General features: G+C 72.8%; 27 protein-coding genes and 1 pseudogene. 16 read left to right on the top strand and 12 right to left on the bottom strand.

Features of this window, described 5'->3' with window-relative positions:
* Positions 1-55 precede the first annotated feature (55 nt).
* The 3 genes from OG393_RS01100 to OG393_RS01090 all read right to left on the bottom strand — a co-directional run bounded on the left by OG393_RS01100 (position 56) and on the right by OG393_RS01090 (position 2,976).
* On the bottom strand, positions 56-1,714 hold the full coding sequence (locus OG393_RS01100) for an acyl-CoA dehydrogenase family protein (protein ID WP_327372602.1): 1,659 nt from the start codon (positions 1,712-1,714) through the stop codon (positions 56-58).
* Entirely contained in the window at positions 1,698-2,315 is a 618-nt protein-coding gene (locus tag OG393_RS01095; RefSeq protein ID WP_327372601.1) for a TetR/AcrR family transcriptional regulator, read from the bottom strand. The genes OG393_RS01100 and OG393_RS01095 overlap by 17 nt, the downstream gene beginning before the upstream one ends.
* 76 nt (positions 2,316-2,391) lie before the next feature.
* Entirely contained in the window at positions 2,392-2,976 is a 585-nt protein-coding gene (locus OG393_RS01090) for a TMEM165/GDT1 family protein (RefSeq protein WP_327372599.1), read from the bottom strand.
* A gap of 331 nt (positions 2,977-3,307) precedes the next feature.
* Here OG393_RS01090 and OG393_RS01085 point away from each other — a divergent pair, with 331 nt between their 5' ends.
* From OG393_RS01085 to OG393_RS01075, 3 genes are all read left to right on the top strand, one after another.
* Positions 3,308-4,066, top strand: coding sequence for a TetR/AcrR family transcriptional regulator (locus OG393_RS01085; protein WP_327372598.1), 759 nt, complete (start codon positions 3,308-3,310; stop codon positions 4,064-4,066).
* A complete protein-coding gene (locus tag OG393_RS01080; protein ID WP_327372597.1) occupies positions 4,063-5,556 on the top strand; it encodes an MFS transporter in 1,494 nt (497 codons plus the stop codon). The genes OG393_RS01085 and OG393_RS01080 overlap by 4 nt, the downstream gene beginning before the upstream one ends.
* A 301-nt stretch (positions 5,557-5,857) precedes the next feature.
* On the top strand, positions 5,858-6,904 hold the full coding sequence (locus OG393_RS01075; protein WP_327372596.1) for a PP2C family protein-serine/threonine phosphatase: 1,047 nt from the start codon (positions 5,858-5,860) through the stop codon (positions 6,902-6,904).
* 55 nt (positions 6,905-6,959) lie between these two features.
* On the opposite strand, the gene OG393_RS01070 is transcribed toward OG393_RS01075, so the two are convergent.
* Positions 6,960-7,394: a cupin domain-containing protein gene (locus OG393_RS01070; protein ID WP_327372595.1), complete on the bottom strand. Its 435-nt coding sequence runs from the start codon at positions 7,392-7,394 to the stop codon at positions 6,960-6,962.
* Positions 7,395-7,446: 52 nt separating this feature from the next.
* Between OG393_RS01070 and OG393_RS01065 the strand changes: the two genes are divergently transcribed.
* The gene (locus tag OG393_RS01065; protein ID WP_327372594.1) at positions 7,447-8,508 is read left to right on the top strand and encodes a GlxA family transcriptional regulator; all 1,062 of its coding nucleotides are present in this window, start codon (positions 7,447-7,449) and stop codon (positions 8,506-8,508) included.
* A gap of 126 nt (positions 8,509-8,634) precedes the next feature.
* On the opposite strand, the gene OG393_RS01060 is transcribed toward OG393_RS01065, so the two are convergent.
* Positions 8,635-9,219 carry a nucleosidase gene (locus tag OG393_RS01060; RefSeq protein WP_327372593.1) on the bottom strand — a complete coding sequence of 195 codons (585 nt, stop codon included), beginning with the start codon at positions 9,217-9,219 and terminating at the stop codon, positions 8,635-8,637.
* A gap of 192 nt (positions 9,220-9,411) precedes the next feature.
* On the opposite strand from OG393_RS01060, the gene OG393_RS01055 reads away from it, so the two are divergent.
* Positions 9,412-9,615: a cold-shock protein gene (locus tag OG393_RS01055; RefSeq protein ID WP_327372592.1), complete on the top strand. Its 204-nt coding sequence runs from the start codon at positions 9,412-9,414 to the stop codon at positions 9,613-9,615.
* Between the two features lie 66 nt (positions 9,616-9,681).
* Here OG393_RS01055 and OG393_RS01050 read toward each other — a convergent pair whose 3' ends face one another.
* Both OG393_RS01050 and OG393_RS01045 read right to left on the bottom strand, forming a co-directional pair.
* Positions 9,682-10,050, bottom strand: coding sequence for a hypothetical protein (locus tag OG393_RS01050; RefSeq protein WP_327372591.1), 369 nt, complete (start codon positions 10,048-10,050; stop codon positions 9,682-9,684).
* Positions 10,051-10,287: 237 nt separating this feature from the next.
* Positions 10,288-10,629 (bottom strand): annotated as a pseudogene (locus tag OG393_RS01045) (VWA domain-containing protein); the annotation flags it as partial.
* Positions 10,630-11,292: 663 nt separating this feature from the next.
* On the opposite strand from OG393_RS01045, the gene OG393_RS01040 reads away from it, so the two are divergent.
* Complete coding sequence (locus OG393_RS01040; RefSeq protein ID WP_327372590.1) at positions 11,293-11,661, top strand: luciferase domain-containing protein; 369 nt, start codon at positions 11,293-11,295, stop codon at positions 11,659-11,661.
* 132 nt (positions 11,662-11,793) lie between these two features.
* Here the strand turns inward: OG393_RS01040 and OG393_RS01035 are convergent, their stop codons facing one another.
* Positions 11,794-12,282: a PaaI family thioesterase gene (locus tag OG393_RS01035; RefSeq protein ID WP_327372589.1), complete on the bottom strand. Its 489-nt coding sequence runs from the start codon at positions 12,280-12,282 to the stop codon at positions 11,794-11,796.
* 109 nt (positions 12,283-12,391) lie between these two features.
* Between OG393_RS01035 and OG393_RS01030 the strand changes: the two genes are divergently transcribed.
* From OG393_RS01030 to OG393_RS01010, 5 genes are all read left to right on the top strand, one after another.
* Positions 12,392-12,865 (top strand): winged helix-turn-helix transcriptional regulator, encoded by a 474-nt coding sequence (locus OG393_RS01030; RefSeq protein WP_327372588.1) that lies wholly within the window; start codon positions 12,392-12,394, stop codon positions 12,863-12,865.
* An 82-nt stretch (positions 12,866-12,947) separates the two neighbouring features.
* Positions 12,948-13,913, top strand: a complete 966-nt coding sequence (locus OG393_RS01025; protein ID WP_327372587.1) for a YhjD/YihY/BrkB family envelope integrity protein — start codon at positions 12,948-12,950, stop codon at positions 13,911-13,913.
* Positions 13,914-14,047: 134 nt separating this feature from the next.
* Positions 14,048-14,266, top strand: a complete 219-nt coding sequence (locus OG393_RS01020) for a hypothetical protein (RefSeq protein ID WP_327372586.1) — start codon at positions 14,048-14,050, stop codon at positions 14,264-14,266.
* Between the two features lie 144 nt (positions 14,267-14,410).
* Positions 14,411-14,914: a peptidylprolyl isomerase gene (locus tag OG393_RS01015; protein WP_327372585.1), complete on the top strand. Its 504-nt coding sequence runs from the start codon at positions 14,411-14,413 to the stop codon at positions 14,912-14,914.
* A gap of 333 nt (positions 14,915-15,247) precedes the next feature.
* Complete coding sequence (locus OG393_RS01010) at positions 15,248-15,463, top strand: hypothetical protein (protein WP_327372584.1); 216 nt, start codon at positions 15,248-15,250, stop codon at positions 15,461-15,463.
* Positions 15,464-15,499: 36 nt separating this feature from the next.
* Here the strand turns inward: OG393_RS01010 and OG393_RS01005 are convergent, their stop codons facing one another.
* On the bottom strand, positions 15,500-18,094 hold the full coding sequence (locus OG393_RS01005) for a SpoIIE family protein phosphatase (protein WP_442817238.1): 2,595 nt from the start codon (positions 18,092-18,094) through the stop codon (positions 15,500-15,502).
* Positions 18,095-18,319: 225 nt separating this feature from the next.
* On the bottom strand, positions 18,320-18,607 hold the full coding sequence (locus OG393_RS01000) for a glutaredoxin domain-containing protein (RefSeq protein WP_327372582.1): 288 nt from the start codon (positions 18,605-18,607) through the stop codon (positions 18,320-18,322).
* A gap of 251 nt (positions 18,608-18,858) precedes the next feature.
* Here OG393_RS01000 and OG393_RS00995 point away from each other — a divergent pair, with 251 nt between their 5' ends.
* The 3 genes from OG393_RS00995 (at position 18,859) to OG393_RS00985 (ending at position 20,086) form a co-directional block, all read left to right on the top strand.
* The gene (locus tag OG393_RS00995; protein WP_327372581.1) at positions 18,859-19,125 is read left to right on the top strand and encodes a hypothetical protein; all 267 of its coding nucleotides are present in this window, start codon (positions 18,859-18,861) and stop codon (positions 19,123-19,125) included.
* Between the two features lie 153 nt (positions 19,126-19,278).
* Positions 19,279-19,545 (top strand): hypothetical protein, encoded by a 267-nt coding sequence (locus OG393_RS00990; protein WP_327372580.1) that lies wholly within the window; start codon positions 19,279-19,281, stop codon positions 19,543-19,545.
* 100 nt (positions 19,546-19,645) lie between these two features.
* Positions 19,646-20,086: a GNAT family N-acetyltransferase gene (locus OG393_RS00985; protein WP_327372579.1), complete on the top strand. Its 441-nt coding sequence runs from the start codon at positions 19,646-19,648 to the stop codon at positions 20,084-20,086.
* 46 nt (positions 20,087-20,132) lie between these two features.
* Here the strand turns inward: OG393_RS00985 and OG393_RS00980 are convergent, their stop codons facing one another.
* Positions 20,133-21,053: a universal stress protein gene (locus OG393_RS00980; protein WP_327372578.1), complete on the bottom strand. Its 921-nt coding sequence runs from the start codon at positions 21,051-21,053 to the stop codon at positions 20,133-20,135.
* Positions 21,054-21,472: 419 nt separating this feature from the next.
* Positions 21,473-23,512 (bottom strand): phosphocholine-specific phospholipase C, encoded by a 2,040-nt coding sequence (locus OG393_RS00975; RefSeq protein ID WP_327372577.1) that lies wholly within the window; start codon positions 23,510-23,512, stop codon positions 21,473-21,475.
* A 365-nt stretch (positions 23,513-23,877) separates the two neighbouring features.
* On the opposite strand from OG393_RS00975, the gene OG393_RS00970 reads away from it, so the two are divergent.
* Positions 23,878-25,005, top strand: a complete 1,128-nt coding sequence (locus OG393_RS00970) for a hypothetical protein (protein WP_327372576.1) — start codon at positions 23,878-23,880, stop codon at positions 25,003-25,005.
* 224 nt (positions 25,006-25,229) lie between these two features.
* A complete protein-coding gene (locus OG393_RS00965) occupies positions 25,230-26,282 on the top strand; it encodes an iron-siderophore ABC transporter substrate-binding protein (RefSeq protein ID WP_327372575.1) in 1,053 nt (350 codons plus the stop codon).
* Positions 26,283-26,285 lie beyond the last annotated feature (3 nt).

The following is a 26,285-nucleotide window of genomic DNA, read 5'->3' as shown; positions in this document are numbered from 1 at the left end:
GTGCGCCTCGGGGCGGGCCACGGGCCGGGGCGCCCCGCGTGCACGACCGTCGCCGTCAGGACGTGGCGGCGGGCCGAGGCGCCCCGCGCGCGATGATCGCCGCGGTGTCCACGCCCGACGGCAGCGTGCCGAAGGCCACTCCCCAGTCGCCGTCCAGACGCGAGGCGCAGAACGCGTCCGCGACCGCCGGATGGCCGTGCCGGACGAGGAGCGAACCCTGGAGGACCAGCGCCATGTGCTCGACGAGTCGGCGTGCGCGGTACTGCGCGGCGGCCGGGTCGTCACCGAGACCGGTGAGCTCCTTGCGCAGTCGGGCGGTCGCCGTGTCCAGCCGGCGGTCCGCCCCGGCCGCCCGGTCGACCTCGGCGAAGAAGGCGTCGACCGCCCGCGGCTGACGCCCCATCGCCCGCAGCACGTCGAGCGCGGCGACGTTCCCCGAGCCCTCCCAGATCGACGGCAGCGGCGATTCGCGGTAGAGCCGGGGCAGCCCGGAGTCCTCCACGTAGCCGTTGCCGCCGAGGCATTCCAGCGCTTCGGCCGCGTGCGCGGGGGCCCGCTTGCACACCCAGTACTTGGTGACGGCGAGACCGACCCGGCGCAGCGACTCCTCCTCCGCGTCGCCCGCCGCCGCCCGGTCCACCGCGCCCGCCAGCCGCAGCGCGGCCAGTGTCGCGGCCTCCGCCTCCACCGCCAGGTCGGCGAGCACGTTCGTCATCAGCGGCTGGTCGACCAGCCGGGACCCGAACACGTCGCGGTGCGAGGCGTGGTGGACCGCCTGCACCAGTCCCAGGCGCATCCCGGAGGCCGAACTGATCGCGCAGTCGAGCCGGGTCATGTTCACCATCCGGATGATGGTGGCCACACCTCGGCCCTCCTCGCCGACCAGATGTCCGAGAGCCCCCTCGTACTCGATCTCCGAAGAGGCGTTGGAACGGTTCCCGAGCTTGTCCTTCAGACGCTGCAACCGGATCGCGTTACGCGAGCCGTCCGGCAGCACCCGCGGCACCAGGAAACAGGACAGGCCACCCGGCGCCTGCGCCAGAGTGAGGAACACGTCGGACATCGGCGCCGAGGTGAACCACTTGTGGCCGGTCAGCGCGAAGAGGCCGTCGGTGCCGGCCGGCACCGCCCGGGTCGTGTTGGCGCGGACGTCCGAGCCGCCCTGCTTCTCGGTCATCGACATTCCCGCGATGATCCCGCGCTTCCGGCTCGGCTCGCGCAGCCCGAAGTCGTAGACGGGGGAGGTGAGCAGGGGCTCGTAGAGCTCGGCCAGCTCGCGCTGCGCACGCAGCGCGGGCACGGCCGCGTACGTCATCGAGACCGGACACAGATGACCGGCGTCGGCCTGTCCCCACACGAACACCTTCGCCGCGCGCGCCACATGGGCGCCCGGCCGCGCGTCGCGCCACGGCGCGCCGTGCAGCCCGTGCCGCACCGCCACGTCCATCAGATCGTGCCAGTGCGGATGGAACTCGACCTCGTCGATCCGGTGACCGTAGCGGTCGTGGGTGTGCAGCACCGGGGAGTGGCGCTCGGCCAGCCGGCCCCACTCCTGGGCCTCCTCGCCGCCGGCCCGTTCGCCCAGCGCGCGCACCTCCGGCTCGGCCCAGCCCGCGCCCTCCCGGTGCAGGCTCTCCAGCAGTGCCGGATCGGCCGCCACGTCGTAACCGGTCAGCGGCGGTACTTGGTTGGTGACCTCATGTGTGGTCGGCATCGGGTACTCCCAGGGCTCGCAGGGTGAAGGTGACCAGGGCAGGTACGGTGTCGGGCCCGGCCGATCCCTCGCTCAGCGGTCCGACGAGCGCCTCGGCTCCCGCTCCCACCAGTGCCGAGGCCGTCAGTGAGGCGTCCTGGGGAGGGAGCTGTCCGCGGCGCGCACCCTCGGCGATCCGCTCGGCGAACACATCACGGAACGCCCTTCGGAACACCAGCCGTTCGGCGTCCACGGCGGGGTCCACGGGCTCGGCCAGCAGGGCGTAGGCGAGGCGCGGCGACTTCAGCGCGCGGTGCGCGAAGGTCTCGATGACCGCGACGACCCGGTCGGCCGCGTCCCGGTGCGAGGGGCGGGCCGCCGCCTCGGCCACGGCGTCCACCTCGCGCGAGACCACGGTCCGGAACACCTCGACCGCAAGCTCGGACTTGCCGGTGAAGTGACGGTAGACGCTGCCGGTCGCGATTCCCGCGCGAGCGGCGACGGCGGCCATGCTGCAGCCGGCGTAGCCGTGCTCCGCGAGCAGCTCGACGGCGGCGTCGACGACGCGCACCCGCCGTTCGTCCAGCCGGGCCTGCGTCGCGGGGGTGCGTCGGTAGGGCATGGAAGGAGTGAAGCAGTGATTCACTCCTTCATCAAGAGGAGGCGCACGGCCCGCCGGGCGTCGGGCGCGGGCGGCGTCACCCCACGAAGATCTCCGTCAGTGACCAGATCGCCAGGCCCGCCATGCAGAGGCCGCCGATCCGCTGGACCGTCCTCAGCGGCACGCGCTTGGCGATGAAGCGGCCCGCGACCAGGGCCAGAGCCGATACGCTCATCAAGGCGGCGGCGGCCCCGATCGCCGTCGACCAGGTGCCTTCCGTGGCCGCCAGGTTGGCGGTGGTGATCTGGGTCAGGTCGCCCCACTCGCTGATGAAGACGGTCGCGAACGCGGTGGCGAAGACGGGCCGGAATCCGGACGCGGTGGCGCCGCTCGCCGCGTCGTCCTCGTTGCCGTCCCCGCCGCGCAGGAGCATGAAGGCGCCGAAGGCGAACAGCGCGGCCGAGACCAGTTTGACGATCCAGTCGGGCAACAGTCCGATGAGGCTGCCCGCGCCGACGGCGATGGCGACATGCGCGAGGAACGCGGCCGAGGTGCCGAACCACACGTACAGCGGACGCATGCGCGTGCCCATGGCGAGCGACGCGAACATCGTCTTGTCGGGAAGTTCGGCGAGGAAGATCAGGCCGAAGGCGGTGAGGACCGCGAAGGGGTCGAGGTGCATACCCGGGAGCTCTCTGCTCGGACCGGGCCCGGGATCCACACGGCACCGCGACGGGCGACGGGGAGAACCACTCGGCCCGGCATGACGGACCGCACCCGGGAGACGGGCGCGGCGAATGCCTGGCCGAAGGTCTCGCCCGCCCACGCTCACGCATGGACCCGGTCACCGGGAACCCGGGGGTTCCAGTGTGTCGACGACCGGTTCGCAGGGCTACTCCCCTTCGTTGCGGGCCAGTGTAGCCAAACCGGGCGCGAGCTCCGCCCCCGGACTCCGTAGACAGTGTCCACGCACGTGGTAGACACTGTCTACAGGTGATTGGTAGACAGTGTCCATGACCGTATCCTCCGCATCCGGCCCCGACGCCGGGCCTCGCCCCGGGCCGACGGGCGCATCCCCCGCCGACGCCGGTCTGCGACGCCGGCTGATCGCCACCGGTGTCGCCCTGGTCCACGCCGAGGGAGCGCAGGCCCTCACCCTGCGCGAGATCGCCCGCCGGGCCGGGGTCTCCCACGGAGCACCCCGGCGCCACTTCCCCACCCATCTCGACCTGTTGTCCGCCATCGCCCGCGAAGGATTCGCCGAGCTGGCCGCCCGTGTGGCCGAGACGGCTCCCCGGGAACAGGAGGACGCGGCCGACGCCCGCGCCCGCTTGGAGGCTCTCGCCCGGACGTACCTCGACTTCGCGCTGACTCGCCGGGGGATGTACGAGCTGATGTTCCGGCACGACCTGCTGGAGAGCGGACGGCTCGGCCTGCGCGAGACCAGCCTGCCCCTCTTCGCGGCGCTGACGGACCTCGTCGACCGCGTCCGTGGCGAGGGCCCTTCCGGCCCCGCGTCCGTGGACGCCGGAGGGGGTGTACCCGCCGGCGCGGCCCTCGGTGCCGAGCCCCGCGCGGACACCGGGGCCGGTGACCCGGGTTCCGCGTCCGACCCCGCCGTCGTCGCCGGTGCGCTGTGGGCCGGTCTGCACGGCATCGCCCAGCTCTGGAGCTGGGGCAGCCTCCGCCTCGCCACCCGCACCGAAGAGGTGGGGCCCCTGCTCCGCGCCATCCTCGACGCCCACCTCGGAGAGTCGCGGAGTGCGCGGTGACGCGTTCCCGGCACCTCACCCTCGTGTGCAGCGTCGGCGGCGCCGCCCTCGTCGCCCTCGACGGAACCGTCCTCACCGTCGCCCAGCCCGCGCTCCGGCACGATCTCGACGCCGGCATCGACGAGGTCCAGTGGACCAGCACCGGATACCTCATCGCCGTCGCGAGTCTGCTCGTCTACGCCGGGCGGCTCGGCGACCGCTACGGCCACCGGCGGATCTTCGCGCTCGGCACCCTCGGCTTCGGAGCCGCCTCCGCCGCCCTCGCAGCCGCCCCGGACATCGGCTGGGTGATCGCCCTGCGCGTCGTCCAGGGCGTCTTCGGGGCCTTGCTCCAGCCCGCCACCCTCGGCATGCTGCGCGCCGCCTTCCCCGCCGTGCGGCTGGCCATGCCCATTGCCGTGCGCACCAGCGCCATCGGACTCGCCGCCGTCGTCGGCCCGGTCGTCGGCGGCTCGCTGGTCAGCGCGTACGGCTGGCGATCCGTCTTCACCCTCACCGCGGTCCCGGCTCTCATGCTCGGCCTGCCGGCCCTCTTCGGCCCCGCGCCCGGTCCCGCGCACCCGCGCTCCGCCGCGCGCCCCTCTCCGGACCTTCCCGGCGCCTGCCTGCTCGCCGTGACCCTGGCCGGCCTGGTGCACGCGCTCGTCACGGTCCCGCGATCCGGTGCGACGCCGGGGAACCTGCTCGTGCTCGGCGTCGCCGTCCCGGCCGCCGTCGCCTTCGTCCGGCACGAGGCGCGCGCCGCCCATCCGCTGGTCCCGCCGGAGGTCCTCCTGTCCCGGCCCGTCGTGGCCGCCATCGCCGTACTGCTGGCCGCGTCCGCCGCCCTCTTCGGCTCGCTGTTCGTGGCGACCCACTTCCTCCAGGGGACGCTCGGGCTCGATCCGCTCCACAGCGCGCTCTGGTCGCTGCCCCTCGCCGCCCTGATGATCCTCGGCGCGCCGGCCGCCGCCGTTCTCCAGCGCCGCGCCGGCCCCCGCCGGACCACCGTCTCGGGTGCCGCGCTGCTCTCCCTCGGCGTCCTGCTGTTCTCCCGGCTCGACGCGACGACGACGGCTGCGCAGACAGGCGTCTGCTTCGTCCTGCTCGGCGCCGGATTCGGTACGGTCATGGTCACCGCGACCGCGGTGGTCGTCCACCGGGCCCCCGAGTCCGCCGCCGGGGTCGCCGGCGGTCTGCAGCAGACCGCCATGAACATCGGCCCCGCCCTGGGCGTCGCCGTAGCGGCCCTGCTGCTGACGCTCGACCCGGGCGTCGGATTCGTCCCGGCCATGGGAACCGCCCTCACCGCCCTGGCCACGCTGGGTCTGCTCGGCGCGGTGGGCGCGCTCGCACTGCCGGGCCGGACACCGTCGGAGCGGAACGCGGAGCCCACGGTGACCGGCACCGGCACCGGCGCCCGAGACCGCGCACCCGAGGACGCCGGCCCGGGGACCGGACACCGAGCGCCGCCGGCCGAGGGCGCCCGCGAGTTCCCGGAACGCCGGTGAACGCCGACCCGCCCCTGGCGGGGAGCCCGCACCAAGGTGCCGGGCTCCGAGGACCAGGACCCGGTCCGAGCCACCCCGCCGGAGGCTCCCGGCCACCGGGCGCGCCCTCCCGCCTCCGCCGCCGACCCGTTCGCCGGCGGACGGCCTGGGCGGGCGGGACACGCCAGGGGCGTGGCGCCACTCCGGACCCGGCGTCCCCGCTGCGTACGATCACGCAATGTCCTCAGATCGCGACCGTCGGACTGCCCGGTCCGGGACGCGCAGACAGATCACCCTCGGTCGAGCGCTTCCCCTCCTGGCCATGGCCCTCATCGTCGCCGTCGATCTGCTGACCCCGCACCGGGAACGCTTCGACCGACTGCTGGCGGCAGCGCCCGCCCTCGCCGCGGTGACCTGGAGCGTCCGGGGTACCGTCGTCATCGGCCTCGTCGCCATGGTCATGCGCGTGGTGCTCTCGCTGAACCGGGGCGAACCGCTCGTCCCGGACCTCCTCCTCAACGAAGCGGTCCTGGCGGCGGTGACCGTCGTCGCCGCCTGGGCCAGCCGCATCCGGCTCCGCTACGAGCGCGACCTGCGCGAGGTCACCGCCATCGCCGACGTCGTCCAACGGGTCGTGCTGCGTCCTCTGCCGCCCCGGCTCGGTTCCGTCGGCCTGCACCTGCTGTACGTCGCGGCGGCGGCCAAGGCCCGGATCGGCGGCGACTTCTACGAGGCCGTCCGCGTCCCCGGAGCCGTACGGCTGATACTCGGCGACGTCCAAGGCAAGGGACTCGGGGCCGTGGAGACCGCGTCCGTCCTGCTCGGGTCCTTCCGGGCCGCGGTCAACGAGGCCCCGGACCTGGCCGCGCTGGCCGACCGCCTCGAGGAGGGGCTCGGCCGGTACGCGGCCTGGGACCCCGACTCGGACGCCGCCGAACGGTTCGCCACCGTCATGCTGGTGGAGATTCCCGACGAACGCCCGGTCGCACGACTCCTGAGCTGCGGACACCCCGGCCCCATGCTCCAGCACGGCGACCGGGTGACACCCGTCGACTTCACCGACCCCTCGCTCCCGGTCAACCTGGCAGGGCTTCTCGCGGCACGGCACCACATCGAGGAGGTGGCCTTCGAACCGGGGGACCGGCTGCTGCTGTTCACCGACGGCGTGAGCGAGACGCGCGACACCGCCGGAGCCTTCTACCCGCTGAGGCGGCGGATGGCCGGCTGGGTCTCCGAGCCGGGCGACCGCATCCCGGAGCTCCTGCACACCGACCTCACCGCCTACGGGACCGGCCGGCTCGACGACGACGTGGCAGCCCTGCTCGTCGAACGACTGCCCGCGCCGGTGCCGTCGGCGCAACACCCCTGAACGGTTCGCGTACCGAGCGCTTCGCATACCGGGTGCGCGACCGCGCGACCGGTCCTCACTGGGGGAGAGCGTGACCGGTCGTCGCGTCGACGTGGTCCGGTACCTCCTCGTGCCGGTCGCCGACCGACGACGTCCCGGACGGTTCCAGCATGAGGATGGACGCGCCGGACGGGGCGGACGGCCGGTGCTCCACCCCGCGCGGCACGGTGAAGACCGCGCCGCGAGGCAACGTCACCGTGCGTTCCACCGTCTCCGTGTCGTCCCGCGCTCCGGGCTCCCGCAGGGAGATGCGCAGTTCCCCGTCGAGGACGAGGAAGAACTCGTCGGTGTCGTCATGGGCGTGCCACACGTGTTCGCCCGCCACCTTGGCGATCCGCACGTCGTAGTCGTTGACCCGCGTCACGATGCGCGGGCTCCACAGGGCGTCGAAGGTCGCGAGTGCCGCTTCCAGATCGACGGGGACGCGGTGTGAGGTGTCGGCGCTGTTCATGAGCCCATGGTCGGGTCGGGCGGCGGGCCCGCACGAGTGCTAGAAAGAGCACATGGCGCAAGAATACTCGCACGAGCACGCCCGGGGCCGGGGGAGGGGGCGGCGGGGGAGCAGCGCGAACGGGGAAGGTCCCGCCGCGGGGGACCACACGGCCCCGCACCGGGTCGTCGCCCTCGTCGACCGGAACTCCAACCCCTTCGAACTCGGATGCGTGACCGAGGTGTTCGGCCTGCGCCGGCCCGAGATCGGCCGTGAGCTCTACGACTTCCGGCTCTGCTCGCCTACGCCCCGCACCCTCATGCGTGACGGGTTCTTCACGCTCACCGGCGTCGCGGAGCTGGCCGCGGCCGACACGGCGGACACCCTGATCGTCCCCAACCGTCCCGACGTGGAGGTGCCCCGCCGCCCCGCCGTCCTGGACGCGATCCGCCGCGCCCACACGCGCGGCGCGCGCTTGATCGGCTTCTGCAGCGGCGCCTTCACACTGGCGGAGGCGGGCGTCCTCGCCGGCCGCCGCGCCACGGCACACTGGCAGTGGGCCGACGAGTTCCGCGCCCGGTTTCCCTCGGTGCTGCTCGAACCGGACGTCCTCTTCGTCGACGACGGCGACATCCTCACCGCCGCGGGCAGTGCCGCCGCCCTGGACCTCGGACTCCACGTCGTGCGCCGCGACCACGGTGCCGAGGTGGCCAACGCGGTCAGCCGAAGGCTCGTCTTCGCGGCTCACCGGGACGGCGGACAACGGCAGTTCGTGGAACGCCCCGTTCCCGAGCAGCGGGCCGAGTCCCTCGCTCCGCTGCTCGCCTGGGCACAGGAACGCCTCGACTCCCCGCTCGGCGTGGCCGACCTCGCGGCCCGCGCGGCCGTCAGTCCCGCGACGCTCCACCGGCGCTTCCGGGCACAGCTCGGCACCACACCCCTGGCCTGGCTCACCGGCGAGCGGGTGGCTCTGGCCTGCCGGATCATCGAGCGGGGAGAGGTCCGCCTCGACGTGGTGGCGCGCGCCAGCGGCATCGGTACGGCGGCTCATCTGCGGGTGCTGATGCGCAGGGTGACCGGCCTGACCCCGTCGGACTACCGCCGCCGCTTCGGGCCGTCCCCCGACAGGCTCTGAGCCGCGCACCCGCCCCGCGCACCGGTAGACACCCGCCCGCGCCGCCGCGCCCACTCGGCCGGCCTCGCCCCCCCGGCCGCGGCGTGCGGTCCGGGGCCCGCTCGGAGGCCAGGGCGGGCGGTTGCCTCAGGAGCGGTACGGGGTGTTCTGCTCGGCCCACTCCGCCAGGGCCCGTGCGCACTCGGCCACCGATTCCCGCCAGGTCCGGGCGGCGCCGTCGCCCGCCTCGTCGCTGACGTGTTTGACGATCCGCAGCGGAACGCCGGCCGTGGCGGCGGCCGTCGCCAGCGCGTACCCCTCCATGTCGACCAGTGCGGCCCGTGCGGCCAGCCGGACGCGCGCGGCTTCCTCGGAGATGAACGCGTCACCGGTGGCGAGGACGACGTCACCCCCGTCCGGCAGCGTCAACGGTTCCCCGTATGTCTCACCGGTCAGCGTCGCCAGGAGCTCACCGTCGAGATCGTGCTGGAGCACCGTGCCCACCACATGTGTCCCGGTCCAGCCCGTACGCAGTGCGCCCGCCGTGCCCAGGTTGACGACTCCGGTCGGCCGCGGACCCGCGGCGAGGGTGCTCGCGAGCGCGATGGCCGCGTTCACCTTGCCCATGCCGGTGAGCAGGATCGGCAGGTCCGTGTCGAGGAACTGCGCCTCTTCCTTGACGGCCAGTACGAGCAGGGGTCGGTCGGCCGCGATCTCTCCGATGAGTTCCATGGGGCCACGCTAGTTCGGCCCGCCCCGCGCCGTACAGCCGGTCCCGGACGGGAAGGTCCGGGAGCGGCCGCTGGAACGTCCCGGCCGGAAAGAGGGACCATGGAGGTGTGCGGTCCGCCGCGGGCCGCGAACCGCGGCCGCCGGCCGGGCGCGCACCGCGGGAGTCGCTCCCGCCCCAAGAAGGAGATCATCATGGCAACCGGCACAGTGAAGTGGTTCAACGCGGAGAAGGGCTTCGGCTTCATCGCCCAGGACGGCGGCGGCCCGGACGTGTTCGTCCACTACTCGGCCATCGCCACCACCGGGTACCGGGAACTCGCAGAGGGCCAGCAGGTCGAGTTCGATGTCGTCCAGGGGCCGAAGGGCCCTCAGGCCGAGAACGTCAGCCCCGCCTGAACCGCCCTGCCCCGCCCCACCTCCGTTCCGCCCGTCGCGTCCGGACGGACCGGCCGACCGCGTCGGTCACCCGAGTCGGTCGGCCGGGACGTGCGGCAGGAGTGCGCCGAGCACCCCCTCGGGGTCCGGGTCGGAGACCGCCAGGCGGCCGTACGGCGCGCTCCGGCGCAGTTCGACACACACCACCGGGGCACCCTCCCGGACCACCGCGAAGTCCCTGCCGTCGGGGAGGAGGCGGACACCCACGCACAGGCGACCGGGTACCCACATGCCTCTGCCGCAGCGGCCCCGCAGCGCCCGCCACCAGTCCGGTTCGACATACACCTCGCGAAGGGCCGCCAGGGGCACCCGTACCTCGCGACGGCGGGCTCCCAGTGTCTCGCGGAGGGACAGCCGGACCACCAGGTCCGTGTCGTCGATCACGACGCGCGCCATCACACCTCACCCACCGCGACCGCCGGGCCGCCCCGGCCAACGCGTATGCTCCCGGCCGCGACGCTCCGCACCGCGGCCTGTCCTTCACCGCCCCGGGCTTCCCCGCCCCTCCCTTCCAGGATCGGTCCGAGCGGCCGTCTGTGCCAGAGCGGGCCGGAGCCGGCCGGACCCGCGCGAGGCGACCCGGGAATCCGGAGCCACCGCAGTCCACCCGCCCACGGAGGCTCGTGCCGCTGCTCAGAGGGGCATCACGCGGCCGACGAGGTCGCCGAGCTCGCGCGCGTTCCGGCACGGGTGCATCTCGACCGGTTCGGCGTAGAGAAGCGCCACCGAATCACCCGTCGACCACGGCGAGCGGGGCTCGGGGTTGAGCCAGCAGACCATGCGGGCCCGGTCCGCGATCTGCCGCGCGGCCGGGCGGGGGTCGGTGCTGTTCGTCCGGGCGTCACCCAGGATGAAGACGGCGGTGCGCGGACCTACCGCGTCGGGGTACCGATCGGCGAATCCGGCCAGTGCCGTCCCGTAGTGGCTCTGCCCGTGCCAGCCGGTCAGCCCGGCCTCCGCGAGGATGCCCGCTGCCGGGCCACCGGTCGACGCCGGGAAGTACAGGTCGAACACCTGGTCGAAGAGTGTCCGCTGTCCTTCCCGGTGCAGCAGTGTGGCCGCCAGGGCCTCCCGCATCCGCTCCCGGTCCGCGAACCCGACCGCCTCCAGCGCCGCCCCGCGTCCACGGTCTCGCCGGTGCCGACCGCGACGCCGTGCTCCCGCAGCGCGTGCACGAGACCAGTGAGCCGGTCCCCGGGCCCCCGCGCCTCGGACCCGCCGTCCGCCTCCGCCCGCGGGCGGGACATCCCGTCGGGCCGCGCGGGCGGTCCCGCCGGGCGCGCTCACATCGCGTCCAGGGCGAGCTCGGCGGCTGCCCTGACGATGTCGTCCCGGTACTTGAGGAGCCCGCTCAGACTGTCGCGGACGAGCGCCGCCGAGTACGCCGCGCGAGGGGGGGCCGGGCAGGTCCGACGCCGGAGCCGGGGCGGGATTCCGGCCGTCTCGCACAGCTGTCCGGACGCGTCCTGCGGTGGCCCGGCAGGAGGGTCGATCCGGGCTCTGGACAGGGGCGTTCGGGAACCGTGCGCACCGCTCCGGTGTCGCCCCGTGACGTCACGACAGTCGAATTCCCGCCTCGGCGGAATTCTTTCGCCAGGACGCTTGTGTCGGGTCCCCGGTCCCGGCACGCTCCTGGGTATGAACACAGCCAGGCACGCCAGTGAACGTCTGATGAGCTGGCCCTCGCTGACCGCCGACCGCGCCCGGTGCGGCGCAGAGCTCGGTCTGCGCACCGCCACGCAGGAGATCGTCCACTTCCACGGCGAACACGAGGCGGACGTGCACCTCACCCGGATCATGATCGCGAGACTGCGGCCGGCCCTGCTGGGATCGAGTGCCGTACGGCTCCGGGCGGGTTCGGGCTGGGTGACGGTCCATCTGGACATGGGTTCCGACATCGACCTGCTGGCCACCCTGGTCAGCGCCGCGCTCCAGGCATCCACCCGCGGACTGAACACCCTGCCGGACGACTGCACGCGCACCCGCCGCGTGCTGGGCCGCCTCTGACGGGGCGCCGGAGACCGGCCGCCGGCGAAGCGTCCCGTCGGCGCCGGCGGGCGACGATCCGCACGGATGCGTCCTCCGGGGCGGCTCACCCCGTCGGCCGTGCTCCCTCCCGTGCGGGCCGGTCCCGCCGCCTCACTCCACGGGGAACAGCATGCAGGTGCTCGTGGCGTGCGCGAGGAGCTGGTCGGAGGCGTCGTACAGTCCCGCCTCGGCGAGCGCAGTGCGGCGGCCCCGGCTCATCACCGTGCCGATCGCGCGCACCGTGCCGGTGTCCGTCGTGATCGGGCGCAGGAAGCGGGTGGACAGGTCCAGAGAGGTGTACGCCGTGCCCCGAGGCAGCGTCGAGTGCACCGCGCATCCGGCCGCCGAGTCCAGCAGGGTGGCGTAGACCCCGCCGTGCACGCTGCCGATCGGGTTGTAGTGCTGCTCGCCCGGTTCGAAGGAGAACACCGCCCGGCCGTGGTCGACCTCCAGCAGGGTGAAACCGAGCAGCGCTCCCACGGGCGGGCCGGGCAACCGGCCGGCCGCGAGCTCCCGCAGGAAGTCGAGGCCCGCCATGGTCCCCACCGCGCTCGCGGTGACCGAGGCGTCCTCCCACTCGACCGTGCGTGACCGCTTCATGGTATTTCGCTCCGTTCCGCCCGACCGGCGCCGGTCGGCTGTGAAGATCGAAGTTAGAGGGCGCATCAGCTGACTGTCAACGACGAAGCCAGCCCGGTAGGGTGGGCTGATGGAGTGGCTGGAGATCGACACCGAGAACTGCCCGGTCCGCCGCGCGCTCGACGTCGTCGGCGAGAAGTGGTCCCTGCTGATCGTGCGCGACGCCTTCAACGGCGTCCGCCGCTACGACGAGTTCCGGCGCCACCTCGGCCTGTCGGAGGCCGTCCTCGCCGACCGGCTGCGCAAGCTGGTCGGCGCCGGCGTCCTGCGAGCCGAGCCCTACCGCGAGCCCGGAGCCCGTACCCGGTCCGAGTACCGGCTGACCGCCAAGGGGCGCGACCTCTGGCCGGTGCTGCTGTCCCTCGCGCAGTGGGGCGACACGCATCACGGCGCCCCCGAGGGGCCCACGCTGGAGATCCGGCACACGCGCTGCGGGGAGCCCGTCCGGGTCGTCGTCCTGTGTGAGGGCGAGGAGCGTGCCGCCCTCGGCCCCTTCGACGTCTCGGTCCGCCCCGGCCCCGCCGCCCGCCCCCTCGTCCGCTGAATCCGCTCCCGCGGCACGGCGGCCGCACCCGTTCGGCGGCACCGCGGAGGGTTCCCGGCTTCCGGCGGGAACGCTCCGTGGCATGCCCCCCACCTCCGGCGCCTCCCGCGACCGCCCCTCCGCCGACTCCGGTCACCGCCTCCGGCGGTACCACCGGGCCGTCCGGACCTCCGTCGTCGGGCTCGCCTGGAACCGCGGGCGGGAGATGGAGCTCATGCACCGGTCGATGGGGTTCGCGGCGCTCAGCCTGCTCACCCTCGTGCCGCTGCTCATCGTGGTGGCCGCCGCCGACCTCTCCAGCGGGCAGGGCTTCGCCCGCTGGCTCGTCCAGGGGCTCGGCGTCTCGGAGGTGTCGCAGGAGGAGGTCGAGCAACTCTTCGGCAAGCCCGGCCAGGCGTTGCAGCGCACCACCGCCTTCGGACTCGCCGCGCTGGCCGCGTTCGGCGTCACCTTCGGGTCGGCCGTCCAGACCGGGTACGAGCGGGCCTGGGACCTGTCCACCGCCCGCTGGCACACCATGTGGCGTCACGTCGTCTGGCTCGCCGTCCTGATCGCGGCCCTGCTGCTCTTCGTCGCCGGCCCACCACCCGAGGACGTCCCCGCCGCGGTCACCGTCCTCGTCACCCTCGGAGACGTGGTGGGCACCTTCCTCTTTTTCTGGTGGTCGCAGCGTTTCCTGCTGTGTGGACGTATCCGCTGGCGCGCGCTGGCCCCGGGCGCGCTGTGCACGGCTCTCGGGCTGCTCGGCCTGAGGGTCTTCTCCCAGTTCGTCTTCTCCCCGTTGATCGCCTCCAACGCGGTGACCTACGGTCAGTTCGGCACGGTCCTGGTCCTGCAATCCTGGCTCGTCGGAGTGGGCTTCGTGGTGTACGGGGGTGCGATGGTCGGACGTCTGGCCCACGAGCGTCTGATCCGGCGCCGGCTGGTGCGCCTGCCGCCCGACTACCCGCCGATCGACCCCACGCACACGCCACCGCGCGGCCCGGACACCGGACCTGGCCGCGGTCCCACCCGGAGGTGGCGCGGGCCCCGGGGTGGGAGGGGCTGACCCGGCCGGCCCGAGGCCGAGGCGGGCGCTGAACGTCCCGTCTCACGAGCGTCATCGTGACCGGGGCTCTCCGTCGGGCGACCGGATCGGAAGGAGACCGTAACCCCCGGGGCCCCTCGGCAGTTGACCAGGGCATGAAGAAGCGCAGCATGCTCGCCATCGCCTCCCTCGCGGCCGGTGTCGTCACGGCCCTCGTCACCCCGCCGCCGAACGCCTCCGCCGACACCGGAGCCGTCGCGGGAACCACGGGTCTCCTCCAGAACGACACCGCCCTCGGCTCCCTTCTGGAAGAGACCGCTCCGCTTCCTGCGGGCGGCGCGCTGGACGTCCTCGGCGGCGAGGCATCGGCCTGACGGCTCCTCGGGCGCCCGGTCCCCCGGCCGGGGGACCGGTGTTGCCCGGCCGATCGGTCAGCCGGGTGAAGCGCGGGACGGGTACCTGCCCACACACGGCAGCCCGTGCGCGCGAGCGCGGGACGGGAATGACAGGATGTCCCCATGAGCAACAACGTGTACTTCGACATCACCATCAACGACGAGCCGGCCGGCCGGATCGTCTTCCAGCTGTTCGACGACGTCGTCCCGAAGACGACGAAGAACTTCCGTGAGCTCGCCACCGGTGAGCACGGCTTCGGCTACGCCGGCTCGCCGTTCCACCGCGTCATCCCCCAGTTCATGCTTCAGGGCGGCGACTTCACGAGGGGCAACGGCACCGGCGGCAAGAGCATCTACGGCGAGAAGTTCGCCGACGAGAACTTCACGCTCAAGCACGACCGCCCGTACCTTCTGTCGATGGCGAACGCCGGTCCCCACACCAACGGCTCGCAGTTCTTCATCACCACGGTCGTGACCGACTGGCTCGACAACAAGCACGTCGTCTTCGGCGAGGTCGTCGAGGGCCAGGAACTGGTCAAGAAGATCGAGGCCCTGGGCTCCCGCTCCGGTGCCACCACGGCCAAGATCGCCGTCGCCGCCTCCGGCGTCGTCGAGGACAAGGCCTGAGCGACCTCGCACCCCTGACGGAGTGCATCCGACCGCCCCGCCCGCACGTCGGACCGGGGCGGTCGCGCGTCCGGCGCCGGGAAGCGGGGCGACCGCTCGTCACCGGGGCGGTGTCAGCTGCTCCAGCCTCGCCCCGCCCCACGGCCGCGACCAGTGACACGCAGCCGACCGGGTGACCACCGCCCCCCGGCGAGGTGGCTCCGGTCGGGGACGCGAGGGGTGCCGTACGGCACGAGAGGACCCGCGGCGGAAGCCTTGATCCTCGCGTTCGTCTCCGCCTACCTTGAGGACTGGACGGGCCGGGGAACGGCTCTGACGATACGGGGGTATGAAATGGGTTCCGTACTGGTCTTGTTCGGTGTCCTCGGCGGCGCCGCGGCGCTGCTGATCGTCACCCTGTTGCGGCGAAGCCGCACACGGACGGAGAACGCGGACGGCCTGCTGATCGAGCAGGACCGCCGGCTCCAGGCGAGCAGTGACCGCGTCTCGTTCTCGTCCCGGGCGGCGCACAGCGCGCCGCCGACGATGGGGGACAGCTACCGCTTCTGAGTATCGGCTCCCCGCGGGCCCGTGACCAGGGGCCTCTCAGGAGGGCTGGCTCCAACGCGCCGCCAGGAGCAGGGCGATGTCGTCCGGACGGTCGGTCGCCTGACGCGCGTGACGGATCAGCCGGTCGGCCGTCTCGGTGAGAGGGCCCGAACCGGTCACGGCGAAGGTCCGGCGAAGCCGTTCCATCCCCTCGTCGATATCGGTTCCCGGCGCCTCCACCAGACCGTCCGTGAACAACGCGAGGCTGGCGCCCGGTTCCATCCGGAACTCGGTGACGGGGTACGTGGCGTCGTTGTCGATGCCCAGCACCAGTCCGCCCGCCAGGTTCATGATCTCCGTGGTGCCGTCCGGCCTCCGCAGCAACGGCTGCGGGTGCCCGGCGCGCACTCCCTGGCAGTGGCCGTTCTCCGGATCGAGAAGGATGTAGCAACTACTGGCGAACTGGCCCGGATCGAGGTCGATCAGGAGTCGGTTGGTGCCGGTGACGACCGCCTGAGGGGCAAGCCCTCCGAGCGCGAAGGCTCGTACGGCGCTTCGCAGTTGTCCCATCGTGGCCGCGGCGGCGACGCCATGCCCCTGGACGTCGCCGATGGTCAGTGCCAGCAGTCCGTCGCCGGTGTCGATCACGTCGTACCAGTCGCCGCCCACGTCCATGCCCTGTGTGCCCGGGAGGTACCGGGCCACCGTGTCGAGCCGGTCGCGCACCGGCAGCCGACCCGGCAGCAGCGCGTCCTGGAGCCCGCGGGCGAGCGCGGCCTCGGAGTCGTACCTCCGGGCCCGCTCCAGTGCCTGGGCGATCAGCCCGGCCAGCGCGGTCAGCACGGTCCGCTCTTCCGGGCTGAAGCCCCGGGGCCGGTCGAAGCCGAGGATGCAGGAGCCGACCGGGCGCCCCGAGGCGATCAGCGGGAGGAACGCACGGGCGCCCGACTCGGCGTCGAGGGGAAGCCCCGGATATGCCTTGCCGAGTTGTTCCATCGACTCGTAGAACATCGGACGGCCCGTCGTGAGCGTCTCCACCCCGGGCACCCGGGCGTCGAGCCCGACACCCTCGAAGGGCTCCAGGAAACCCTGGGGGAAGCCGGTCTCCCACGCAAGGTAGAGATGGCGCTCGCTGAGCAGGTAGATCGCCAGCTGTCGACCGCCGAACGCGGGCAGCAGTTCGTCGGTGACCACCGCGGAGACCTGCCGAGCCGTGACGGCCTCGCTGAGGGCGATCGCGAGCGCCACCGGGCGGTAGAGCGCGGACGCCTGGTCGGCGGCTGAGCCGAGACCCGCGTCGCGGCGGGTGACGGAACTGGGCTGGTAGGCGGGCGCCCGGTCCGGGAGGAGCACGATGGTCACCCCGTCGTGACCGGGGTAGAGCGAGACCGACAACCACTGCCCGGACGCGGTCCGTGCCTGGAAGTGCCGGGGCTCCTCCGCCAGCAGCGCCGCCCGCAGCTCCTCCTCGTGGGCGGCCTGGTCGAACCAGGGCATGACCTGCCACAGGCTTCGCCCCGCGAGTCTGCCGCGTGCCTCGCCGAGCAGTGCCTCGGCGAGATGGTTGACATACGTGATCCGGCCCAGGCGGTCGATCGCGAGGATGGCCCGGGGCAGCCGGTCGGTGGCGTCCGATCCCACCAGCCCGGTGCCCAGATCGACCAGGGAGCCGGTGAGGAAGCGCCCCTTGCGGTGCCCGGGCCCGGCCTCCGGCGAAGCCCGGGCGGACACCTCCAAGAGGTGAAGTCCACCATCGGGCCCCTTCAGACGGATTCTGCGCGCCACCGCCCCGCCGGACCCGGCCGCCCGGCGGGCCATCGTCCACAGCGCGTACGTGTCCTCCGGTGCCAGCCGGGCGGTCAGCGCCTCGATGGTGCCGGGGAACTCGTCGCCGTCGCCGATGATCGCGCGCAGCCCCTCGTCGGCGGTGACGGCCCCGGTGTCGAGGTCCCAGTCGAAGTAGCCGATCCGCACAGGTTTCGTCCCGGGGGAAGGGAGCTGGACGCACACCGGCTCGGACGGCCACTCGACGGCCGTGCCCTCCGACGCCAGCTTTCCGAGGGCGGCGGCCAGCCGTTGCGCCTCACGCGTCAGCCGTCCCCGGTCCCTGGCGTTGACGGGGACACCGGCACTGGGCGCCCGCAGCACCACCAGGACTCCGTACCTCTCCCGGCCGTGGACGACGGGTGCGTACAGCGAGCCGAAGGCGAACGGCAGACTGGCCACGAACTGCGGAAACATCCGCATGGCCTCCTCGACGTCCGCCAGGTGCACCGGCTGCCCCGAACGGTACGCCTCGGCCACCGGGAACGGCCGGTTCACGTGCATGCGCCACCAGGGGCGGAACAGCGGACCGGGCAGACCGGCGAGCACCGCGAGCCGCAGCAGACCCGCCGTGCCGGAGCGCAGGTAGACGCCTCCCGCGTAGCCGCCGACCGCCTCGATCGCCCGCAGAGCGGCCTCGGAGAGCACCAGCGGGAGCGTGTCCCGCATGCCGCCGGTGAGCGGCCCTTCAGGTCGCCGCCCGCGAGGTGTCGGCCCACCGGGGTTCGCGGTGGGGGACTGCTCTCCGGCCCCCACCGACGGATCGGGCCCGGCCACGCCGTGGGACGTCACACAGTCAGGATGCTCCCCCGCCGCCGCACGGCGCATCTCGGGCGCGGATCGGAGGGCGCGGCGCGGCCGGGCCTCCGGCGGCGGACCGCCGCACGGCCGTGGGCGCAGGCGCCCCGGCCGCCGTCGCACGCCACGCTCGGTCTCCGAACGGTCGCCATGCGTGAGTGAGGCGTGTCGTGGCCGGCTCGGGGGCTCCGCTCCCGGGGCGACGGCCGGCAGCCGCGCCGACCGGATCCCCGCCCCGGCCGGCCCGGTGGACGCTCAGCGTCCGAGTGCCTGCGGCGCGAGCCGCTCGACGGCCTCCATCAGCTGTCGCTTGGACGGGTTCACCAGGGCCTGTCCGGCCACGGTGACGGTCGGTACCGTCTCGAACCCGTTCGCGACCGAGCGGACGAACGCCGCGGCCTCGGGATCCCGCCAGATGTTGACCTTCGTGTACGTCAGACGGCGAGGGCTGAAAAGCAGCCGCAGACGCAGCTTGAGGCAGAACATGCACAGCGGGCGCCAGTAGAGCACCACACCCGTCTGTTCGCCGGACGTCTCCCGCATGGCGTTCCCCCTGCTCCTTGTGACTCGCCGCCGACCCTATCCCGCGGTCCTCGGCCATGCCAGGCGTGACAGGAGGCGGTGGCGGGGCGGGCGCCACCCCCGTTCCCCGTGCGGTGGGCACCTTCCTCACTCCGGCTGACGTGCCGCGGGCGGGGACACCTCAGCCGACGGGGAGCCGCCCGCCGGGGGCGTGTGGTCGCGCTCCGGGAGAGCATGGATTCGGGAGAACACGCAGGGGAGAGGCAGGTGCCATGGACCCGACCGTCATGACAGCGGTGATCGTCGCCGCGGCTCTGGTGTGCCGGGCGGCGGTCCGGGAACTGCGCGAGCCGGGTGCCGGCCGTCGTGCCTGGTCGTTCGTCACGGACCGCCGTGCACTCGGTACCGGTCTGACCGTAGCCGTCCTGCTGGGCGTGGTCGGCTGGGGGGCCGTCGGACCCGGTGCCGCGGCCTGGGCGGGTCTCGCGGGCGTCGTGGTGGCCTCGCTCACGGCGCGCCGGGAAAGACCGGGGGAGTGAGCGGGTCCCGGAGAACGAGCGGACCGTCCCGGGACGCCGGACGGTGCTCCGAGGCGGGGCGGTGGCTTCTTCCCCGGGAAGCGTCGTCCGGCCGTACCGCCGTACGCCCGCGAGGCCGGGCGTGTGTCAGTGCCGGGTGCGATGCTGCCGGGTATGGACGAGTTGATGCGAGGCCGCGTGTACGGCGCTGACCACGACGATCCCCATCCCGGCCCGAGACCGGGGCGTGACTACCGCGAGTTGGTGGCCGGGCCGCTGGACGGGCTGCTGCTCGACGTGACGGGCTGGACGAGCCGTGAACTGACCGAGGGTGCGGCCCTCGGCACCGAGATAGGGGCCTACGGGCCGGGAGGTCGCGCCCGGTACGGACCGCGTGAGGGCGACTCGCTGCGCTGGGACTGGGAGGGCGACACGCGCTGAACCGCCGGCGGCGGCATCCCCGGGGACCCCTCGCGGGATGCCGCGGCGGCGCGGGGGATACCCGGTGGACCGGATGGCCTCCGCCGGGTTGGATGCGGGCATGACCGGACTCCGTATCCTCGCCGTCGACGGCGACGCCATGGCCCAGGACTGGCGACACGTCCACAACGCGATCATCCCGACGGCTCGCCTCACCCTCGACGAGGTGCGTGTCAGGCTGCACCGCAACCACCTGGAGGTCGCCTACCAGGGGGACGTCCTCGTCGGCTGCTCGACGGTGCGTCCACCCGCCGACGACGAGGCGGTGGCGACGGTGATCGCCCGGACCCTCGCCGGGCACCGTGGGCGCGGTGTGGGGGAAGCCCTCTACGCCCGGGGGCTGGCCCGAGCCCTCGAGAAAGGTGCCCGGACGATCGAGACCGTCGTCCTCTCGTCGAACGAGGACGGTCTGCGGTTCGCCTTGGCACACGGCTTCGTGGAGACCGAGCGGTACCTGCTGCCGGGCGACACCATTCCCTGGGTCACTCTGCGCCTGCCCTGACCCGGCCGCCGCGGGGTCGGCCGTGCCGCCGGTGCCGCCACCCGCGTCAGCGGGCGGCGGGTACCACCGCGACCGGACAGTGCGCGTGGTGGAGGACCGCGTGGGCGACGGACCCCATGAGCAGCGTCTCCATCCGGTGCCGGTGCCGGTGGCGGCCGACGACGACGAGTCCCGCGGTGCGGGACGCCTCGACGAGGCGTCCCGCCGCGTCCGCGGGCACGACGGCCGGCACGACCTCGACGCCCGGGTACCGCTCGGTGAAGGGCCGCAGCCGTTCGCCCTGGCGCCGTTCGGTCTCCCGCACCAGATCCGACGCCTCGTCCATGGACATCTGCCCGGGCATCTGCAGGGCCGGTGCCGGCGGGCCGACGAGCATCGCCGGAGAGGCCGGCAGCCGGAAGGCGGTCAGCGCTTCGAGCGCCACGCCCCGCCGCCCCGCCGCCTGGAACGCGAAGTCGACCACCTCGTCCGCGGTCTCCTCGGTGTGCAGCCCGAGCATGACCCGGCCGGCTTCCGCGCCGCTCTCCAGTGACACGGCGCGTGCCTCGTGCGGGACGACGACGACCGGACACGGGGCGCTCGACGCCAGGGCCCGGCTGGTCGAGCCGAGAAGCAGCGTCGCGAATCCGCCGTGTCCGCGCGAGCCGATCACCAACAGCCGCGCGTTGCGGGCCGAGGTCAGCAGCGCCTCGGTCACGGTGCCGTCGAGTGAGGCGTACCGCACCGCCACGTCCGCCGCGTGGCCCGCGACCCAGGTGCGGACGCCGTCGGTGACCGCGTCGGGGATCTCGGGCATGCCGCCGAGGGAGGAGATCCGGGCGGATCCGAGTTGCAGGGCGTCGGAGCGCACATGGGCGACGAGCAGGGGAGCGCCGATGTCGCGCGCGACGCTCAGCGCCCAGCCGAGCGCCCGGAGGCTGTGCTCGGACCCGTCCACACCGACGACGACTGACGCCTCTTCGCTCATACGCGGATTATCACCGCGTATGGGATGTCCGTCGCGGAACGCGCGGCGCGTGGACGCCCGAATGTCGAATGCCGCCGTCGTCCCGCCTGCCGCCCAGGAATTCCCGCGTCTTCCCGGTTCACCGGCCCCGCTCACCGCCAGGGCTCCCCGGCCCGGTCCGTCGGCCTGCCGGTGTCGGGGAGCCGTCGCCAGCTCAGAGCCTGTCGGGTGGCCTCTGACCGGGCGATCACGCCCTGGCGATCGACGGCCACCCGACAGGCTCTCAGGGCTGTCCCGTCATCCCCGAAGGGCGCACGAGGCCGGCCACGGCACCACGCGGCGTTGTCGGATCGCGTGCGCCCCGTACGAGGCCGACCCGCCGCCCCGCGACGTGCCGCGTCCCACGCCGCGTCGACCCGCTGTGGACGACGGGACGGCTCTCAGGAGCCGGTGACGCTCGGAGCGCCCGTCTCGATGTGGCCGGTGTAGCGGCGCGACCAGGTGCCGTCGATGTCGGCGAGAACGGTGAAGTCGTACCAGCCGTCGGTGTAGGCCACCGCGTTGAACCAGTCCTCCCGTGAGGAGTGTGCGGCGACCGGGTAGGTCCAGGGGCCGTCCGAGCGGTAGTCGTTCGAGCGGATCGTGAAGGTGACGGGGCTTCCGGAGGAGTTGGTCATCCGGAAGTAGACGGCCGTCTTCCCGGTGCCCGGTTCGGTCGCGAACCGGGCCGCGACCTCGATCTCCTTCCCCGCCTTGGACGCGTCGCCGGTGAAGCGGCGCAGGAAGCGGTTGGGGCCCATCATCGAGAGGTCGTACCTGCCCCCGCCCCAGCCCGTGCCGATGTTGAAGTAGTCGGTCGACGTACTTTCCGGGTCGACGGTGTACTGCCAGGCCGCCGTGTCGCGGTACTGGTGCGGGTGGATCGAGAAGTGGGCCGGCCGGGTGGCTTGCGGGCCCTCGTTCGTCATGGAGAACCAGGCCAGGATCTTGCCCGCCGCGCCGAACTCGAAGCGGTCGAGGTTGCCGTTGACCTGGTACGGCAGGGCGCGAGCGGGGCGGTTGCCCGGTTCCTGCTCGGGGAGCGCGTTGTTCTGGGGCACCGGGTTAGGCAGTGGCGCGCAGGTGGACTGGCCGATGACCTTCGCGGTCGAGGGCAGGCCGGCGGGTACCCCGTAGACGGGGCGGGCGAAGTCGAACACGCCGGTCAGGTCACCGGTGACCCTCCGGCGCCAGTCGCTGATGTGGGGGCAGGCCGCGGGCGTGCCGAGGGCCGCCGTCCAGGTCTCCAGGAAGCGCAGGACGGATGTGTGGTCGAAGACCTCGGAGCTGACCCAGCCGCCGCGGGTCCAGGGTGACATGACGATCATCGGGACCCGGAAGCCGAGGCCGATCGGCACTTTGCCGATGTACTCGCCCGGGGTCCCCGGCGGGGCCACCGGCGGTGGTACGTGGTCGAAGAAGCCGTCGTTCTCGTCGTAGTTGAGGAACAGGACGGTCGAGTCGAAGACCTCGCGGTCGGCGGCGAGGGCGCGGTAGACGAGGTCGACGAAGTGGGCGCCGTCGCCGGGCGGCGCGTAGGGGTGCTCGCAGAACGCCTCGCCGGCGACCACCCACGAGACCTGTGGAAGGATGCCGGAGAGGACGTCGGCGCGGATCGAGGCCGCGATGTCGTCGGGGGTGGAGCCGGTGACCGCGGGGACCGAGCCCATGCCGCGGTCGTACAGCGGGTCACCCGGCCGCGCGTCGGTGAACCTCGTGAAGTAGGCCAGGCCGTTGTCGCCGTAGTTGTCCTGGGCGTTCTGGTAGACCTTCCACGTCACCCCGGCTCGCTGGAGTGCCTCGGCGTACGTCTCCCAGCTCAGCCCGGACTCGTCGCCGCCGTCCTTGCTTGAGGCATCGATCCTGCCGCTCCACAGGAAGGTGCGGTTGGGACCCGTGGAGCTGAGCGCCGAGCAGAAGTAGGCGTCGCAGATGGTGTAGTTGTCGGCGAGCGCGTAGTGGAAGGGGATGTCGGCACGGTCGAGATGTCCCAGGGTGCGGGTGTTGCCGACGCCGGTGACCCAGTTGTCCATCCGGCCCTTGTTCCAGGCCGCGTGCTGCGAGGTCCAGCTGTGCGGCAGGTCGCCGTTGCACTGGGCCAGGGTCTCCCCGTCGACACCGCCGGCGGGCGGGGTGGCGCTGAGCTTCCAGGGGTACTGCCGACCGCCCCAGTTCGGTTGCTCGAACACGCCCCGGCCGCCGGGGATGGTGCCGGCGGCGCGGTCGCCGAAGCCGCGGACGCCGCGCAGAGCGCCGAAGTAGTGGTCGAAGCTGCGGTTCTCCTGCATGAGGATCACCACGTGGCGGACGTCGGTGAGGTCACCGACGGCGGCCCGCGCGGCGGCCGAGGGCGCCGCCGTCGCGGCGCCGGACGGCAGCGCCGCCCCGGCCACGAGCCCTGCCCCGATGCCGACGAATCCCCTGCGGCTGATGGGAGTCATGCCCCGCCTCTCGTGTCACGGCGGGCCCCCGCGGCACGCCGTGGACAGGATGAGGGAACCAGCCCCAAAGGTATACGGCCATCCAGTAATCCTTGGATGAACTTCGGGGGCGTCTCCGGGCCGACGGCCGTTGGTCTCCAGGAGTGGCCGAAAGCAGGGCGGACGGTGTGCGTCAGGTGTTGCGTCGAATGGTTTCCCGAGGGACCAATGGCATTCGGCCGTCGCGCGGACGGCGTACGCCGGGCGGGTGTGAGGGCTGACGGAGCGGACCGGACGGGCGAATATGGATGAAATGAAAGTATGTTCAGATACTTGATGGGATTTCATGGGGACCTGTGGCACGAGACGGAGGGAAGGGGGTGCGCGTGGGGGCCAGGAATCTCCTCAGCGCCCTGGTGTACGCGCTGTGCGCGCTGTTCGTGTGCGCGCCGGTGGCGCACGGTCTGGAACCGGCACCCGGCGGTGGCCGGATGCCGAGCGCGCTGACCGTACGCGGGCTGGACCTGCACGACGGGGTGATCGCTCGCTTCGACGGCGCCTACTTCATGTACGGGACGATGTACGGCTGCGGCTACGAATGGTTCGTCCGCTCCACCCCCTGGTGCGGATTCGGCGTCTCCACGGCCCCGTCGCTCACCGGCCCCTGGACCGCGCCCAGGCTGCTCTTCGACCCGGGATCGGATGACCCTTCCACCCGGCAGAGCTGGCAGGAGACCTGTGGAGGCACCGGGCAGGGCTGCTTCAACCCACGGATGATCCGCCGGTCCGGCTGGGGTGCCGACGACGGCGCCTTCGTCCTGTGGTTCAATGCCCCGCGGCAGTACAGCCTGGGCGCTCCGCACGCTTACAACGCCATGGGGTGCGCGGGCCCGGCCGGACCGTGCGGCCCCACCGCCGGTCCGCCGTCCGGCTGGTACCGCAAGCCGGCTCTCGACATCTGCCTGGGCAACGGCGACTTCGGCTTCATCGAGTCAGGCGAGCCCGGCGGGCGGCCCGCTCTCGTCTGCACCCGGCCGGGCACCGCAGCGCTCTCGCTCCAGCAACTCGACCGCACGGGCAGCGGCGGAGAGCCCGGTGTCGGCGTCGCCAAGATCGCGGGACTTTCCCACGTGGAGGGCCCGGGGGGTTACTGGGACCCCGTGCACCGCGTCTACGTCCTGACCTACTCCGACCAGGGCTGCGGCTACTGCGCCGGCACACCCATCGGTTACGCCACGTCACCCGGCCTCTACTCGGGCTGGAGCGCCCCAGGAAACGTCGGCTGGGGCGCGCCCGTGTACGGACGGCGCGTCTTCGACGGCAACAGCTGTGGGGGTCAGCCGCGCACGGTGGCGGTGCTCGACGGCCGGCCGTGGCAGGTCATCGACCTCTGGCTCGGCACCCGCAACGAGACGACGGCCTCGACTCATCTCGTGCCGCTCCGGTATCGGCCGAGTCCCGGAACACCCGGCGACGGCCGGGTCTGGCGTCCTCCGCTCCGGCTCGCGTGCTGAACTCCCTTGGCCGCCGGGGGAAGAGCCCGCCACCGTGCCGGCCGGGCGGTGTCCCGTCGCGAGGTATCGCGGCCCGCACCCGTCGGGCTCTTGATTTGGAGATAAGGGAAACCTAACTTAGCTTTACCTAAGTACCTATCGGCTTCGGGGCCGGGACCAGGCCTGTGCGCGTCCGTCGCGCACAGGTCCCCTCCGCATCGACTGCCCGCAGAGAAGGATCGTCCATGCCCCTCGCAGTGACCCGCATCCGCCGTCGCGCAGCCGTCGCCACGGCAGCCGCCGCAACGCTCTCCCTCCTCGTCGGTGGCTGCGGCTCGGGCGAGAAGAAGGACACCGTCGGCTCCGGCGACGCGAAGAAAAGCAGCGGCGCCTTCCCCGTGACCATCAAGAGCGCGCTCGGCGAGGCGACCATCACCAGCCGGCCCCAGCGCATCGTCACCCTCGGACAGGGCTCCGCCGAGACCGCCATCGCGCTCGGCCACACACCGGTCGGCATCGAGAGCTATCCCTGGGGCAGCGACAAGACCGGCTACCTGCCGTGGATCCACGAGGCCGTCACCAAGGCGGGCGACAAGCTCCCCCAGCAGTTCAAGGGGATGGAGGAGCTCGACATCGAGGCCATCACCGAGCTCGAGCCCGATGTGATCCTCGCCCCCTGGTCCGGCGTCACCAAGGAGCAGTACGACGTCCTCAAGGACATCGCGCCGACCGTGGCCTACCCCGACAAGGCGTGGAGCACCGACTGGGACCAGCAGATCGACATCGTCGCCAAGGCCCTCGGTGAGCCCGAGGAGGGCAAGGCGCTGACCGCGAAGATCCGTGAGCAGCTGGCCGGGGCCGCCGCCGGCCGGTCGAAATACAAGAACGTCACGTTCTCCTACATCTACAACACCGGCCCCGGCACCCTCGGCGTGTTCAAGCCGAAGGAGCAGCGCGTGGAGATGCTCACGTCCCTCGGCCTCAAGGTCGACCCGGTCGTCAACGAGTTCAAGGAGACCGAGGGTACGGACTCCGCGATCATCGGCCTGGAGAACGCCAACAAGCTCGCCGGCAGCGACGTCGTGTTCACGTTCTACATGGACGAGAAGTCGCGCGAGCAGATCGAGGCCCAGCCGCTGTACGCCGCCATCCCCGCGGTCAAGAAGGGCGCCATCGTGTACAGCCACGACACCCCCTTCGTCACGGCCTCCTCGATGATCAACCCGCTCACCGTGCCGTGGAGCATCGAGCGCTACCTGCCCCTGATCGACAAGGCCGTCGCCAAGGCCGGGAAGTAGACA

Source organism: Streptomyces sp. NBC_01216, assembly GCF_035994945.1.
Lineage (GTDB): Bacteria > Actinomycetota > Actinomycetes > Streptomycetales > Streptomycetaceae > Streptomyces.
The sequence above is the reverse complement of the archived record's forward strand: the minus strand, read 5'-3'. Positions and strand labels throughout refer to the sequence as shown.